The organism is Halomonas sp., assembly GCF_029263665.1.
Lineage (GTDB): Bacteria > Pseudomonadota > Gammaproteobacteria > Pseudomonadales > Halomonadaceae > Halomonas.
In genome coordinates this window covers 20,251-34,719 of sequence record NZ_JAJUFQ010000017.1, presented here as the reverse complement: position 1 = coordinate 34,719, position 14,469 = coordinate 20,251, and the positions used below count along the sequence as shown (strand labels likewise).

General features: G+C 57.8%; 12 protein-coding genes and 3 tRNA genes. 14 read left to right on the top strand and 1 reads right to left on the bottom strand.

Translation table 11 applies throughout. From position 1 onward, the window contains the following. Window positions 1-431 precede the first annotated feature (431 nt). From Q1K07_RS15350 to dbpA, 12 genes are all read left to right on the top strand, one after another. Window positions 432-590, top strand: coding sequence for a YqaE/Pmp3 family membrane protein (locus Q1K07_RS15350; RefSeq protein ID WP_149286203.1), 159 nt, complete (start codon window positions 432-434; stop codon window positions 588-590). A 120-nt stretch (window positions 591-710) separates the two neighbouring features. Further along, a complete protein-coding gene (locus Q1K07_RS15345; RefSeq protein WP_300312694.1) occupies window positions 711-1,229 on the top strand; it encodes a CinA family protein in 519 nt (172 codons plus the stop codon). Window positions 1,230-1,408: 179 nt separating this feature from the next. Then, window positions 1,409-2,482, top strand: coding sequence for a recombinase RecA (recA, locus tag Q1K07_RS15340; RefSeq protein WP_300312691.1), 1,074 nt, complete (start codon window positions 1,409-1,411; stop codon window positions 2,480-2,482). After that, on the top strand, window positions 2,479-2,946 hold the full coding sequence (locus Q1K07_RS15335) for a regulatory protein RecX (RefSeq protein ID WP_300312689.1): 468 nt from the start codon (window positions 2,479-2,481) through the stop codon (window positions 2,944-2,946). The genes recA and Q1K07_RS15335 overlap by 4 nt, the downstream gene beginning before the upstream one ends. 197 nt (window positions 2,947-3,143) lie before the next feature. Continuing rightward, window positions 3,144-5,750: an alanine--tRNA ligase gene (gene alaS, locus Q1K07_RS15330; RefSeq protein ID WP_300312686.1), complete on the top strand. Its 2,607-nt coding sequence runs from the start codon at window positions 3,144-3,146 to the stop codon at window positions 5,748-5,750. Between the two features lie 166 nt (window positions 5,751-5,916). Further along, entirely contained in the window at window positions 5,917-7,167 is a 1,251-nt protein-coding gene (locus tag Q1K07_RS15325) for an aspartate kinase (RefSeq protein ID WP_300312683.1), read from the top strand. 198 nt (window positions 7,168-7,365) lie between these two features. Beyond that, window positions 7,366-7,569 carry a carbon storage regulator CsrA gene (csrA, locus tag Q1K07_RS15320; protein ID WP_149286197.1) on the top strand — a complete coding sequence of 68 codons (204 nt, stop codon included), beginning with the start codon at window positions 7,366-7,368 and terminating at the stop codon, window positions 7,567-7,569. A gap of 89 nt (window positions 7,570-7,658) precedes the next feature. Next, a tRNA-Ser gene (locus Q1K07_RS15315) sits at window positions 7,659-7,751 on the top strand. Window positions 7,752-7,823: 72 nt separating this feature from the next. Further along, window positions 7,824-7,900 (top strand) — tRNA-Arg (locus Q1K07_RS15310). 46 nt (window positions 7,901-7,946) lie between these two features. Beyond that, window positions 7,947-8,023, top strand: a tRNA-Arg gene (locus tag Q1K07_RS15305). A gap of 463 nt (window positions 8,024-8,486) precedes the next feature. After that, the gene (locus Q1K07_RS15300; RefSeq protein ID WP_300312677.1) at window positions 8,487-9,344 is read left to right on the top strand and encodes a PA4780 family RIO1-like protein kinase; all 858 of its coding nucleotides are present in this window, start codon (window positions 8,487-8,489) and stop codon (window positions 9,342-9,344) included. A 220-nt stretch (window positions 9,345-9,564) separates the two neighbouring features. Continuing rightward, window positions 9,565-10,968 carry an ATP-dependent RNA helicase DbpA gene (gene dbpA / locus Q1K07_RS15295; protein WP_300312673.1) on the top strand — a complete coding sequence of 468 codons (1,404 nt, stop codon included), beginning with the start codon at window positions 9,565-9,567 and terminating at the stop codon, window positions 10,966-10,968. A 152-nt stretch (window positions 10,969-11,120) separates the two neighbouring features. On the opposite strand, the gene Q1K07_RS15290 is transcribed toward dbpA, so the two are convergent. Beyond that, window positions 11,121-12,095 (bottom strand): tRNA-dihydrouridine synthase, encoded by a 975-nt coding sequence (locus Q1K07_RS15290; RefSeq protein ID WP_300312670.1) that lies wholly within the window; start codon window positions 12,093-12,095, stop codon window positions 11,121-11,123. Window positions 12,096-12,293: 198 nt separating this feature from the next. Between Q1K07_RS15290 and Q1K07_RS15285 the strand changes: the two genes are divergently transcribed. Both Q1K07_RS15285 and oadA read left to right on the top strand, forming a co-directional pair. Then, window positions 12,294-12,542 carry an OadG family protein gene (locus tag Q1K07_RS15285; RefSeq protein ID WP_300312667.1) on the top strand — a complete coding sequence of 83 codons (249 nt, stop codon included), beginning with the start codon at window positions 12,294-12,296 and terminating at the stop codon, window positions 12,540-12,542. Between the two features lie 112 nt (window positions 12,543-12,654). Further along, window positions 12,655-14,463: a sodium-extruding oxaloacetate decarboxylase subunit alpha gene (gene oadA, locus Q1K07_RS15280; RefSeq protein ID WP_300312664.1), complete on the top strand. Its 1,809-nt coding sequence runs from the start codon at window positions 12,655-12,657 to the stop codon at window positions 14,461-14,463. Window positions 14,464-14,469 lie beyond the last annotated feature (6 nt).

Here is a 14,469-nt window from a genome sequence, read left to right as displayed (position 1 = left end):
GGGCGACAAAAAAAGGCAACTCAAAGTAGGGTTGCCTGGAAGGTGTGGGGCATCAATGGGGCAAACTGGACGCCACTCTATGCCAAATGATGGAGTTGGCGTCCCTCCTTAGGTGGCTGAAAAACCCAGTAATGGCGCGGTTTTCCCAGTGATGACGCTGTATGCCTGTACATACGCGCTCATCATCGGCGTATGAGTGGGGGCGCTGGGCTTGGCCATGTCGTTCATGGGCTAGGGACTTTCCTGGTACATGGATGTGGCGCTCTGCAGATGGCGCAATGGCCGCTCAGAATAGCATGGGCAAACACTGCCCAGCATCCGTAATCCAGTGCGTACAATCGTGCACATAGCATGATGATTGTTGGCTGAGTGTTGCTCTGCGAAGAGCGGCAGGGCTACTCTTTGTACATATTTACCAAGGAGTCATGCATATGGATGTCGTTCGCATTTTGTTGGCCATTCTGCTTCCCCCGGTGGGCGTGTTTCTCCAGGTTGGTCTCGGCCTGCAGTTCTGGCTCAATATCCTGTTGACCATCTTCGGTTACATCCCGGGCATCATTCACGCTATCTGGGTCATTACCAAATATTGATCATCGTCGAATACTGGCCATCCACCGAATCATCGAATAGCAGAATGCCTCTGGTGTCGGGAGAACTCCCGGCACCCATGGGCTGCAACTGCTGCAAACAGACGTTTCTGGAGCTTCCTGATGCCGGCTGATGTTCCTGCTACTGCTCCTTCTACACCGTTGATGATGCTTTCCGAACGCCTGGGGAAAATGTGCCTGGCCCAGGGCGTGGCCGTGACTGCCGCAGAGTCGTGTACCGGAGGCGGTGTGGCTGCTGCCATCACCGATATTTCCGGCAGTTCGGCATATTTCGAGACAGGCTACGTCACCTATTCCAATGCGGCCAAGACTCGTCTGCTGGGGGTTCCAGAAGCGACTCTGGAGCAACATGGTGCTGTCAGCCAGGCAGTGGTTGAGGCCATGGTTCAAGGAGCCTGCCAGGATAGTGGTGCCGAACTTGGCGTGGCGATCAGTGGCGTTGCCGGCCCTTCTGGCGGCACTCCCGACAAGCCTGTAGGACTGGTGTGGTTTGCCTGGTCAGCACATGGCCGGGTATCGACTGAGAGCTGCTGCTTTCCTGGGGGGCGAGGAGAGGTCCGCGAACAGGCCGTGCGCCATGCGTTGCTGGGGCTGATCCAGGCGCTTGAAGCTGGTGCATAAACCGCCTTTGCTATCATAGCCTCCCAGAAATTGCCTCAATCAAGGGCTGGTCGAAGACTGTGTTTTTCGTCATACTACTGTTCAGTCATACAGTACTCTTACCCGACTTTTCGATCTGCTGACCGCCACCAGTATTCAATGCTGGTAATCAGGCGCTAGTTCAAGACAGGAGCTTCCACATGGCCCAGGACGACAACCGCAGCAAGGCGTTGAACGCCGCTCTTTCCCAGATTGAGCGTCAATTCGGCAAGGGAACCGTGATGCGTCTGGGTGATGCGCCACGGGTGATGATGCCTTCTGTTTCCACTGGCTCGCTGAGCCTGGATATTGCCTTGGGCATCGGTGGTCTGCCGTATGGGCGTATTGTCGAGATCTTCGGCCCCGAGTCCTCCGGCAAGACGACCCTGACCCTTTCAGTCATTGCCCAGGCCCAGAAGGACGGCAAGACCTGCGCCTTCATCGATGCTGAACATGCGCTGGACCCCAGCTATGCGGAGAAGCTGGGCGTCAACCTGGACGACCTGCTGGTGTCCCAGCCGGATACCGGCGAACAAGCCCTGGAAATCTGCGACATGCTGGTGCGTTCCGGCGGTGTCGATGTGATCATCATCGACTCGGTGGCAGCATTGACGCCGCGTGCGGAAATCGAAGGCGAGATGGGCGACTCCCATGTGGGCCTGCAGGCTCGCCTGATGTCCCAGGCGCTGCGCAAGATCACGGGCCACATCAAGAATGCCAACTGCATGGTCGTATTCATCAACCAGATTCGCATGAAGATCGGGGTCATGTTTGGCAGCCCTGAGACCACGACCGGTGGTAACGCGTTGAAGTTCTATTCCAGCGTACGTCTCGATATTCGCCGTACTGGCTCGGTCAAGCAGGGTGATGAGGTCACGGGCAATGAAACCCGGGTCAAGGTGGTCAAGAACAAGGTGGCTCCTCCATTCCGCCAGGCCGAGTTCCAGATCCTTTACGGCAAGGGTATTTACCATGCTGGAGAGGTCATTGACCTAGGTGTGCAATGCAAGCTGGTCGACAAGGCGGGTGCATGGTACAGCTACAACGGCAACAAGATCGGGCAGGGCAAGGCCAATTCTGCCCAGTTCCTGGAGGACAACCCCGAGATCATGGCCGAGATTGAATCCCAGATTCGTGCCCAGCTGCTGACTCAGCCTGAGCCCAAGCAGGAAAAAGAGGAAGCGCCGGTGGCCTCGCTATCGGGTGTGGATGACCTGGGTGACGACCTGCTGTGACGTCAGCGCAGCCAACTGCCCGTGATGACGCCATTCGGCTACTGGCGCGACGTGAATATTCGCGCCAGGAGCTGGTTGAACGTCTGAAGGTCAGGGGGCATGGATCCGCCATCATCAGCGACACGCTGAGCGATCTGGAGACGCAGGGACTGCAAAGCGATGAACGTTTTGCGGAAAGTTTCCTGCGTGGTCGGGTACAACGTGGCCAAGGAATCGTGAAGATGCTGGCGGATATTTCTCTGCGGGGCATTGATCGATCCATGGCCAGTCAGGTCCTGGCGCAAATCGAGCGCGATCTGGGCATCGACTGGGAAGAACAGGCGAGAGAAGTGCTGCAACGGCGCTTCGGCGAAGAAGATTTTGCTACGTTGCCTGTAAAGGAAAAGGGCCGCCGAGAGCGCTTTCTTGCGTCGCGCGGCTTCACCTTCGAGCAAGTAAAAAAGGCACTCAAACGTCGTGATTGAGTGTTTTGATGACTTTCAATGGCCCCTGCCACTTTAGTCGCTTGACATCTGCGTTATAATATTCCCCCTTTCGACACCTTGGGGTCCTGAAATCGCAGGCTCGTTTCCTGCTGAGTTCACCCCCGTGAGGTCGTCGGCGTGCCTCGGCAGCGTGCCGTGGGCTCGACGCGTACCCCGCTCATCGCCACGGATATTTCATGAAAAGCGCAGACATCAGACAGGCCTTTCTGAGTTACTTCGAGGAACACGGCCACACCCGCGTACCGTCCAGTTCTCTTGTGCCGGGCAATGACCCGACCTTGCTGTTCACCAATGCTGGCATGGTTCCGTTCAAGGATGTATTCCTTGGTCGTGATCCGCGTGACTACGTTCGTGCCACTTCAGCGCAGCGTTGTGTCCGTGCTGGCGGTAAGCATAACGACCTGGATAACGTCGGTTACACCGCTCGTCATCACACTTTCTTCGAGATGCTGGGCAACTTCAGCTTTGGCGACTACTTCAAGCGTGATGCGATTCGTTTTGCCTGGACCTTCCTGACGGAAGTGCTGGGCTTGCCCAAGGAAAAGCTGTGGGTCACGGTACACATCAGCGATGACGAGGCCGAGCGTATCTGGAAGGACGAGATGGGCGTCGATCCAGAACGCTTCTCCAAGCTGGACGAGGACAACTTCTGGCAGATGGGAGACACCGGACCTTGTGGTCCCAGCTCTGAGATCTTCTATGATCATGGCCCGGAGGTGGCTGGAGGTCCTCCTGGCAGCCCCGATGAAGACGGTGACCGCTACATCGAGATCTGGAACCTGGTGTTCATGCAGTACGATCGCGATGCTCAGGGCAATCTGAACCCGTTGCCCAAGCCGTCCATCGATACTGGCATGGGATTGGAGCGTATTGCTGCGGTGATGCAGGGTGTGCACTCCAACTACGAGATCGACCTGTTCCAGAACCTGCTGGCAGCGGCTGCCGAAGCGACTGGCCATGCCGACACCAAGACGCCGTCTCTGCGTGTCATTGCCGACCATATTCGTTCTTGTGCCTTCCTGATTGCCGATGGTGTTCTGCCGTCCAATGAAGGTCGCGGCTATGTACTGCGCCGTATCATCCGTCGTGCGGTTCGCCATGGACACAAGCTGGGCGCCAAGGGGGCCTTCTTCCATCGTCTGGTGACTGCCCTGGATACAGAAATGGGTGATGCGTATCCGGAGCTGCATCAGTCCCGTGAACAGATCGAGCGTGTGTTGCTCAAGGAAGAGGAGCAGTTTGCCCGTACCCTGGATCACGGCATGGGCTTGCTTGAAGACGCACTGGCGGGGTTGTCCGGCAATGTGCTGCCAGGTGAAACCGTATTCAAGCTCTATGACACTTACGGTTTCCCGTATGACCTTACGGCGGATGTCTGTCGCGAGCGTGGTGTGACGCTGGACGAGGCTGGCTTCGAGCGCGAACTCGAGGCCCAGCGTGAGCGCGCGCGGGCTGCGAGCCAGTTCGGTGCTGACTACGGCGTTACCATCGAGTTGGATGGCCAGACAGACTTCACTGGCTATGATCGCCTGGAAGACAGTGCCAAGGTCGTTGCTATCTATGATGTTGCAGGCAATGCACTGGAAAGCCTGGGTGCCGAGCAGAAAGGGACGGTGGTGCTGGACCGCACGCCTTTCTATGGTGAGTCCGGCGGCCAGGTGGGGGATACCGGCTATCTCTACACCGATGGCGGTCGCTTCCTGGTCAACGATACTCAGAAGCAGTCTGGTCACCACCTCCATCAGGGCCTGATGCTGGAAGGTCAGTTGGTGGTGGGGACTGAAGTGGCACCGAAGGTCGATCCGGCCTTGCGTGCCGCTACCGTGCGCAATCATTCCGCGACCCATCTGATGCACAAGGCCTTGCGCATGGTGCTGGGGGAGCATGTCCAGCAGAAGGGCTCGCTGGTGACGCCAGAGCGTCTGCGTTTTGACTTCAACCATTTCGAGGCAGTGACAGCGGAGCAACTGGCTGAGGTCGAGCGTCTGGTCAATGAGCAGGTCCTGGCCAACGCTGATACGAAAGTCGAGAGCATGACGCTGGATGAGGCCAAGGCCAAGGGAGCGGCTGCCCTGTTCGAGGCCAAGTATGCGGATAGCGTGCGGGTGCTGACGATCGGTGCAGATGACTTCTCCATTGAACTGTGTGGCGGCACGCATGTGCGCCGCAGTGGCGATATTGGCTGTTTCCACATCGTGGCAGAGAGTGGGATCGCTGCCGGTGTTCGTCGCATTGAAGCCATTACCGGTGAGGGTGCCCTGGCCTGGTTTGCGGATCAGGAAGCTACGCTGGGACGTGTCGCTGCCCGTCTCAAGGCCAAGCCGGAGCAGGTGGAAGAGCGTGTTGAATCTCTGGTTGAGCGCAACCGTGGCCTGGAAAAGGAACTGGAACGCCTCAAGGCGAAGCTTGCCAGTGCTGCAGGTAGCGACATGCTTGGTCAGGCCCGAGATGTTCAGGGCATCAAAGTGCTTTCCACTCAGTTGGAAGGGGTATCCGGTAAGGATCTTCGCGGTATGCTCGACCAACTCAAAAGCAAGCTGGGTTCCGGAGTGGTGGTACTCGGTGTGGCTGACAAGGATTCTGGCAAGGTCAGTTTGATCGCAGGCGTAACAGAGGATCTGACTTCCAAGGTCAAGGCCGGGGAATTGGTCAATCACGTAGCCAGCCAAGTCGGTGGCAAGGGTGGTGGTCGTCCTGACATGGCCCAGGCGGGAGGAAGTGATGTAGCGGCGCTGCCAGCAGCACTGGAAAGTGTGCCTGCGTGGCTTGAAGCCAAACTCTGAGCCTGATGGCCGGGAAGACGTTGTGGCTCCCCGGCCTTTTTTCTGCCTCTGACGACACTCGATACAAGAGTTCATTCATACATGGAGGCTTACTGGAATGTACTGGGAACAGTGCAGACCAGCTCAGGCTTCCTGAACAGTACAGCGAGCGAGGAAATCGGCATATATGGCACTATACGTACAGAAATTCGGTGGTACTTCAGTCGGCTCTGTCGAGCGGATCAAAGCGGTTGCCGAGAAGGTCAAGGGCTTTCGTGACGCTGGCCATCAGGTGGTGGTCGTGGTTTCGGCCATGAGTGGTGAAACCAATCGCTTGATTGGTCTGGCCAACGAGATCAACGAAGATCCGACACCTCGCGAGATGGACATGTTGGTGTCCACCGGTGAACAGGTGACGATCTCTCTGTTGGCCATGGCGTTGCACAAGCTGGGTGTGCCCGCTACTTCCTACACAGGATCGCAGGTAGGCATTCTCACCGACAGTGCCCATACCAAGGCGCGTATTCAGCGCATCGAAACTGATGAGATGCGCGAAGACCTGGATGAAGGTCGTGTCGTGGTGGTGGCCGGTTTCCAAGGGGTCGATGAAGAAGGCAACATCACCACCCTGGGGCGTGGTGGTTCCGACACGACAGGAGTGGCGTTGGCTGCAGCCCTGAAGGCCGACGAGTGCCAGATCTACACCGATGTGGATGGTGTCTATACGACCGACCCGCGCGTCTGCACCAAGGCCCAGCGCCTGGATACCATTACTGTCGAGGAAATGCTCGAGCTGGCCAGCCTCGGCTCCAAGGTATTGCAGATTCGTTCGGTTGAATTTGCCGGCAAGTACAATGTTCCGCTGCGTGTGCTGTCCAGCTTCGAGGACGGTCCCGGCACCCTGATTATTGCAGACTCAGAACAAGACGAGGACTCTATGGAAGAACCGCTGATCTCCGGTATCGCCTTCACCGCTAACGAAGCCAAGCTGACCCTGTTGAACACTCCTGATGTGCCTGGCGTGGCATCTCGTATCCTGGGTCCGATTGCCGATGCCAACATTGAAGTGGACATGATTGTCCAGAATGTTGCTCCGACCGGTGATTACACGGATTTCACCTTCACTGTGGCCAAGGGCGACTACAAGCAGACCACACGTATCCTTGAAGAGCAGGTAATTCCGGCGCTTGGTGGTGGTGAGCTGCGTGGCGACGATAACATTGCCAAGGTATCCTTGGTGGGTGTTGGCATGCGCTCTCATGCAGGTGTCGCTTCCAAGATGTTCAAGGTATTGTCCGAAGAGAACATCAATATTCGCATGGTCTCGACGTCTGAAATCAAGATCTCTGTTGTGATCGATGAAAAGCAGATGGAACTGGCGGTTCGGGCCCTGCATAGCGCTTTTGGTCTCGACATGACTGATATCGAGAGCGAATAAGCTTCCGCCATCGCGTACACCTTCTACGCTTAAGGTAGGCCTGGATATCCTAAAGTGATGTCTGGGCTTCCCTTAAACGGGACAATCAGGTGTCATGAGTCGTTGTCGCCTGCAATTTACATAATTATATAGAGTTGTCTCGGCTGAGCCTGGGGTGTTGAAGCGACTCTCGTTATTGGTCTGAGAAGGAGATCAGTCATGCTTATCCTGACCCGCCGTGTTGGCGAAACCCTGATGATTGGTGATGACATCACAGTCACTGTTCTTGGGGTCAAGGGAAACCAGGTGCGTATCGGCGTTAATGCCCCGAAGGATGTTGCGGTGCATCGCGAAGAGATCTACCAGAGAATCCAACGTGAAAAGGCTGGTGGTGGCACCACCGATGGGGACAGTGGCGAATGATGCTGCTGCCTGGCCTGATGAGAAGATTTTTTATCATTAGGCTGGACAAAGCCTTGGGATATCGGTAGGATACGCACCGTGCCGATGAGGGAGAGGTGGCCGAGTGGCTGAAGGCGCTCCCCTGCTAAGGGAGTATGGGGTTTATAGCCTCATCGAGGGTTCGAATCCCTCCCTCTCCGCCATTCGGGTTCAAGTTCTTTCGGAGAACTGGTCTCGAAATCGGTACTGTAAGATGTGGTATCAGATGTAGGCATGCGCCCGTAGCTCAGCTGGATAGAGTACCTGACTACGAATCAGGTGGTCGGAGGTTCGAATCCTCCCGGGCGCGCCATTTATACATCATTGCAGTGCTTGTGTTATTGACTCGCATTGCCTACGCGCCCGTAGCTCAGCTGGATAGAGTACCTGACTACGAATCAGGTGGTCGGAGGTTCGAATCCTCCCGGGCGCGCCAGATTCCTACCCGTCCTCGATGAGGGCGGGTTTTCTGTTTGTGCTGGCCGGCTAGCGGACGGAGTTGCTGCCCGGTCGCGATCGTTTATCCACCCTCCTTTGTGAGGGTGTTTTTTTGTGCGCCAGGCATGGTCCATAGCGTCTTGACTGGTACTGAGCTCGAGAGAGTGGTGCTGGAGTACGCCGAGCGATGGAGGGCTGCCGAGCGGCAAGTGTGCCCATCGTGAAGCGGAGTCTGAAAGGGCGAAAGTGCTGTGAATGCCTGTAGCGGCGGTATGTTACGAAGAGGATCGGAGCGCGATGCCGAGGTACGTTGATCGGTAGACAAGCTGAACAATCGTCCATGAAAGTGTCTCGGACACCGGCACAGGTTTTTCTGGGTGAAGGCTCGGGTATCCTGGATGCTGCGGGTGCTGTACTTATTGGTTGAATTCAGGACTGAATAGGACGGATGACCAAGAACCATGAAAGTACCCAAGAGATTACAGCCGCTGGTCGATGATGGCATGATCGATGAGGTCATTGCCCAGTTGATGAGCGGCAAGGAAGCACAGGTGTATGTGGTGCGTTGCGGTGACGACTTGCGCTGTGCCAAGGTTTTCAAGGAAGCCAGGCAGCGCAGCTTCAAGCAAGCGGTGCAGTATCAGGAAGGCCGTAAAACGCGCAATAGCCGCCGCGCCCGGGCGATGTCGAAGAAGACCCGCTACGGCCAGCAAGAGCAGGAACAGGCCTGGCTGAATGCTGAGGTCGATGCCCTGTATCGACTGGCGTCGGCTGGCGTGCGCGTTCCCCGGCCATGCGGCTTCGTCAATGGCGTTCTGCTGATGGAGCTGGTGTCCGACGACGAGGGCTACGCCGCCCCGCGGCTGGATGACGTCACACTGAGCGCGGAGCAGGCTCGCGACTACCACGGCCAGGTGATGGCCGACGTCGTGCGCATGTTGTGTGCTGGCCTGGTGCATGGCGACCTTTCCGAGTTCAACGTGCTGGTGGACCGCCACGGCCCGGTGATCATTGATTTGCCCCAGGCGGTGGACGCCGCCGGCAACAACAGTGCTGCCATGATGCTGGAGCGCGACGTCGACAATATGCGCGCCTATTTCGGCCGCTTTGCCCCGGAGCTATTGACTACCGATTACGGCAAGGAGATCTGGGCGCTCTATGAGGCGGGTGAACTGCACCCGGACAGCTCCCTTACCGGGCATTTCGAGCATGACACGGCCAGTGTCGATGTCGAGAACCTGATGGCCGTCATCGATGACGTTCGTGAAGAACAGGCCGAGCGCATGGCGCCGACCTGGGACGAGCAGAACGACGATTGACGAGTCTGACTCCCTGGTGCTCAAACTGCGCGCTCATCTGGCGTGTTTCCCCCCAGCAGCACGTACCGGCCCCTGGTAGTGAAGGCTGTCTGGGGCAAGGCCTGGGGGCCGGAAGGCGCGCAAATGCGGCTCATGCCCACTTCCACCAGGGTATTGCCCCGCGCTTACCTAAAATGCACCGCCCTCTCTCCTTCCAAACCAAACCAAACGAGTCCCTGCTTTGACAACCCCGGATACCAACCACCCGCGCGATTTCCAGTCGCTGCCACTACAGCAGCCCCTCCTGACAAACCTGGAGGATCTCGGCTATACCCACCTGACGGAAATCCAGGCCGCCGCGCTGCCGGCGATTATGGAGGGGCGGGATGTGATCGGCCAGGCCAGGACCGGCTCAGGCAAGACCGTGACCTTTGGTCTGGGCCTGCTGCACAAGCTACAGGTAGAGCAGTTCCGGGTGCAGGCACTGGTGTTGTGTCCTACCCGTGAGCTGGCGGACCAGGTGGCGAGGGAGTTGCGCAAACTGGCGAGGACCATTCCCAACATCAAGATCCTGACTCTGTGTGGCGGTATGCCCTTCGGGCCGCAGGTCGGCTCGCTCAAGCATGGGGCGCATATCGTGGTGGGCACGCCCGGGCGCATTGATGATCACCTGCGCAAGGGCAATCTCGACCTGAGCGAGGTGCAGGCTCTTGTGTTGGACGAGGCGGACCGGATGCTGGATATGGGCTTTCAGGCGGTGCTGGACCAGATTCTGGCGGAGCTGCCACAGCAGCGTCAGACGCTGCTGTTTTCAGCCACTTATCCCAAGACCATCGATGCACTGGCGGAGCGGGTGTTGCGCAACCCAGTCAAGGTGGAAGTCTCCTCGCCGCACACCCAGAGCACGATAGAGCAGAAATACTACCGGGTGGAGAGCAACGAAGAGCGGCCCGCAGCGCTATACCAGTTGCTGGCCAACTTCGATGCTTCCTCGGTACTGGTTTTCTGCAATACCAGGAAGGACACCGATGAGGCTGCGCAGGCGTTGAAGCGCGCCGGATTCTCCGCGCTTGCGCTCCATGGAGATATGGAGCAGAAGGATCGCGATTGTACGCTGGCGCTGTTTGCCAATGGCAGCGCTTCCATTCTGGTGGCGACAGACGTGGCTGCGCGCGGGCTGGATATTGAGGAGCTGCCGGTGGTGGTCAACTACCACCTTTCACGCGACCCGGAGGTGCATGTGCACCGGATCGGCCGCACCGGCCGGGCAGGGCAGAAGGGGGTGGCGTTGTCTCTGGTCAGCAAGAAGGAGATCTACAAACTGGAGCGGTTGGAGGAGTCGACACAGCAGCCGATAACACTGCAGGAAGTTCCGCCGTTGCCCAGGGACTTTGTGGCTTCACGGCCGGTGATGTCTACGCTGCAGATTGATGGTGGCAAGAAGCAGAAGGTGCGTGCTGGGGATGTTGTTGGTGCACTGACAGGGGAAGGTGGCATTGACGGAGCCCAGATCGGGAAAATTCAGCTGTTTGATTTCTCTACTTTTGTAGCGGTGGAGCGCGAGGTCGCTAAAAAGGCGCTGGGCAAGCTCGCCAATGGAAAACTGAAAGGTCGTAAATTCCGCGCGAGGATCGTGGGTGTCTGAGCGCTGTGCCAATACGCCGGAAACGCGGCCAGCAGTAATGTCATCAGTGGCTTCTATGTCATTAGTGGTTTTTATGCCATCACTAGCCTCTCCCTGGCAGTTGAATCATCCCTGAAGGATGGTGTGGAGATGGTGGGAGAGGTCTTTCATGTTCATGGCTGGCCGACGGCAATGGCCGGTGGCGCCGGTTGATTGAGTCCGCCGAGAAAGGTATTGAGATCAGTAATGCGGCGTAAAGCCTGGAAGCGTTGGGCTGCTTCGGGGTTTCGGGCTCGCATGTGATTCAGCCATTGCTTCAATAGCGAGACCACCACTTTATCTGGTAGTGTATTACGCTGCATTGCAGCATATGCGCTGAGCAGGCTGGCGCGTTGGGACCAGGTGGTTGGTGCCAAGCGGTGTCCGGTGCGTTGCCAGTGGCGAATGCGTGGTGCCAACCAGGGGTCGGCCAAGGCGCCGCGCCCAAGCATGACATCGCGACAGCCAGAGAGAGTTCGGGCCTTCCAGTAATCTTCTAGACTCCATATGTCGCCATTGGCGACGACAGGGATGGAAAGCCGGGTTCGGATGCGTCCGATCCACTCCCAGTGAGCTGGAGGGCGATAGCCTTCGTCGCGGGTGCGGGCATGTACCACCAGTTGTGCGGCGCCTCCGGCTTCTGCGGCCTGGGCGCAAGCCAGAGCCAGGCGGCGGTCGGAGAACCCCAGGCGAATTTTGGCTGTCACCGGAATGTGGTCGCCCACGGCACTCTGGACGGCGTCCACGGCACGGTAGAGGCGCTCCGGGTCGCGTAGCATGGAGGCCCCGCCGTCGTGGCGGTTGACGAGCTTGGCTGGACAGCCAAAGTTCAGGTCCAGGCTGATGGCCCCCAGGCGTAGGGCCTGATGGGCATTGGCTGCCAGGGCATCTGGATCTGACCCCAGCAGCTGCAGATGTACAGGGATGCCGGTGGGTGTTGCGGGTTGGAGTTCTGGATGATGATTGTTTAACAGCTCTGGACAGTGCTTGTAGAAGACTCGAGGTGGCAGGCGCGCGTCGACAACGCGGACGAACTCGGTGACGGTCCAGTCAAAGCCTGCTTCGCGGGTGAGCAGGTCGCGGCAGTGAGCGTCGATGACGCCTTCCATGGGGGCAAGACCTATACGACCTTTGTCTAGGTCTTGGTCATTATGTAGTAATTTAACAACCAAAGCTGCTACCTTTACGCCATTGTCATGGCCCGGGAGTGTGGCAGGCTATAACAATGAATTCGTTATAAATACGGCAATTTTACGAAAATTACGACAACTCGAAGAGTTTTCTTGCGCTAATCCGGAGGATTCTGAATGCCGTTGCTGAATGAAGGTCTTGCCCTGATGGGGCTCGGAATGGGCTTCGTTTTTGTTTTTCTTACGGTGCTGGTGATTGCCACTACCTTGATGTCTCGAGTTCTCGGGCGCTTCTTCCCTGAGCCGGAGCCAAGCCTTCCAGCAGTAGCCGGCCAACCTTCTGATGTCTCAGGCAAGAAAGACGAGGCCTTGATCGCCGCGATTTCAGCGGCAGTGCACAAGTATCGCCAGCGCCATCGTCGCTAGGTTGATTCCACGAGCCTGCACGGGGCGTGCGATTGTAGCAGCCCTCATGGCCTGGACATAGGTTTCTCTGACGCTTTCAACGATAACTTCCAACACATTCAAGGAACCGACGATGAGCGAGACTCAACGCCCGCTCGGCATCACTGATGTCGTCCTTCGCGATGCCCACCAATCGCTGTTCGCTACCCGCATGCGTCTAGATGACATGCTGCCTATCGCCGAAAAGCTGGACAAGGTTGGCTTCTGGTCTCTGGAATCCTGGGGCGGAGCCACTTTCGACGCATGTATTCGCTATCTGGGTGAAGATCCCTGGGAGCGCATTCGTGCGCTCAAGGAAGCCATGCCCAATACACCCCAACAGATGCTGCTGCGTGGGCAGAACCTGTTGGGCTACCGCCACTATGCGGATGATGTGGTCGATCGCTTTGTCGAGCGAGCCAAGGTCAATGGCGTGGATGTGTTCCGTGTCTTCGATGCCATGAACGACCCGCGCAATCTGGAACGTGCCATTCAGGCTGTGCGAAAGGTTGGGGGGCATGCACAAGGCACCATGTCCTACACCGTGAGCCCAGTGCATACCTTGGAAGGGTGGGTGGAGCTTGGCAAGCGCATCGCTGCCATGGGGGCAGACTCTCTGTGCATCAAGGACATGGCAGGTCTGCTCAAGCCCTACGATGCCTTCGAGTTGGTGTCTCGCCTGAAACAGGCTGTTGATATACCTATCCACATGCAGTGTCATGCCACCACTGGCATGTCCACCGCGACGGCTATCAAGGCTGCCGAAGCCGGCATCGACAATGTCGATACTGCCATCTCTTCCATGTCCATGACCTATGGGCATAGCCCCACCGAGTCGGTGGTGGCGATACTTCAGGGCACCGGGCGTGATACTGGCCTGGATCTGGAGCTGCTCGAGGACATCGCGGCCTATTTTCGTGAAGTGCGCAAGAAGTATGCTGCCTTTGAGGGCTCTCTCAGGGGCATCGACTCGCGCATCCTGGTGGCTCAGGTGCCGGGGGGCATGCTGACCAACATGGAGAGCCAGCTCAAGGAGCAAGGGGCAGGCGACAAGCTGGATGAGGTGCTGGCAGAGATTCCACGGGTGCGTGAGGATCTTGGCTACATTCCTCTGGTCACACCGACATCGCAGATCGTCGGCACCCAGGCGGTAATGAATGTGATGATGGGCGAGCGTTATAAGTCCATTTCCAAGGAAGTTCAGGCACTGCTCAAGGGGGAATACGGTTGTGCGCCTGCTTCCTTCAACACAGAGTTGCAGAGCAGGGTGCTGGAAGGCGGCGAGCCGATCACTTGCCGTCCTGCTGACAACCTGGCACCGGAAATGGACAGGCTGGCCAGTGAGTTGCGCGAAAAGGCCAAGGCCGAAGGCATTCGCCTGGCTGAAGGTGAGCAGGAAGTCGACGACGTGCTGACGTACGCCCTGTTCCCGCAGATTGGCCTCAAGTTCCTGAGTCATCGTGACAATCCCGAGGCCTTCGAGCCTGCACCTGAGGCTGGCGAGAGCAATAAGGCAGTGGTTCCTGCTACTTCCCGTGCACCGGCGTCCGAGGCTGGGCCCGAGACCTATACCGTCAAGGTCAATGGCAGCGCCTATGTGGTCGAAGTCAGCGAAGGTGGCGATATCACCCAGATCAGTGAGGCCAGCGTCGCGCCGGAGCCAGCAGCGTCGACTGCGCCCGCGGCATCTTCAGGTGAAGCCATCACGGCGCCATTGGCAGGCAACATCTTCAAGGTCAATGTGTCGGCGGGAGACAGCGTGGCCGCAGGCGATGTGGTGATCATCCTTGAAGCCATGAAGATGGAGACCGAGATTCGGGCGGCCAATGCCGGTACTGTGTCGGCGGTCAAGGTATCCGAGGGCGATAGCGTGGCCGTCGGCGATACGCTCGTCGTACTTTGAGGGTCA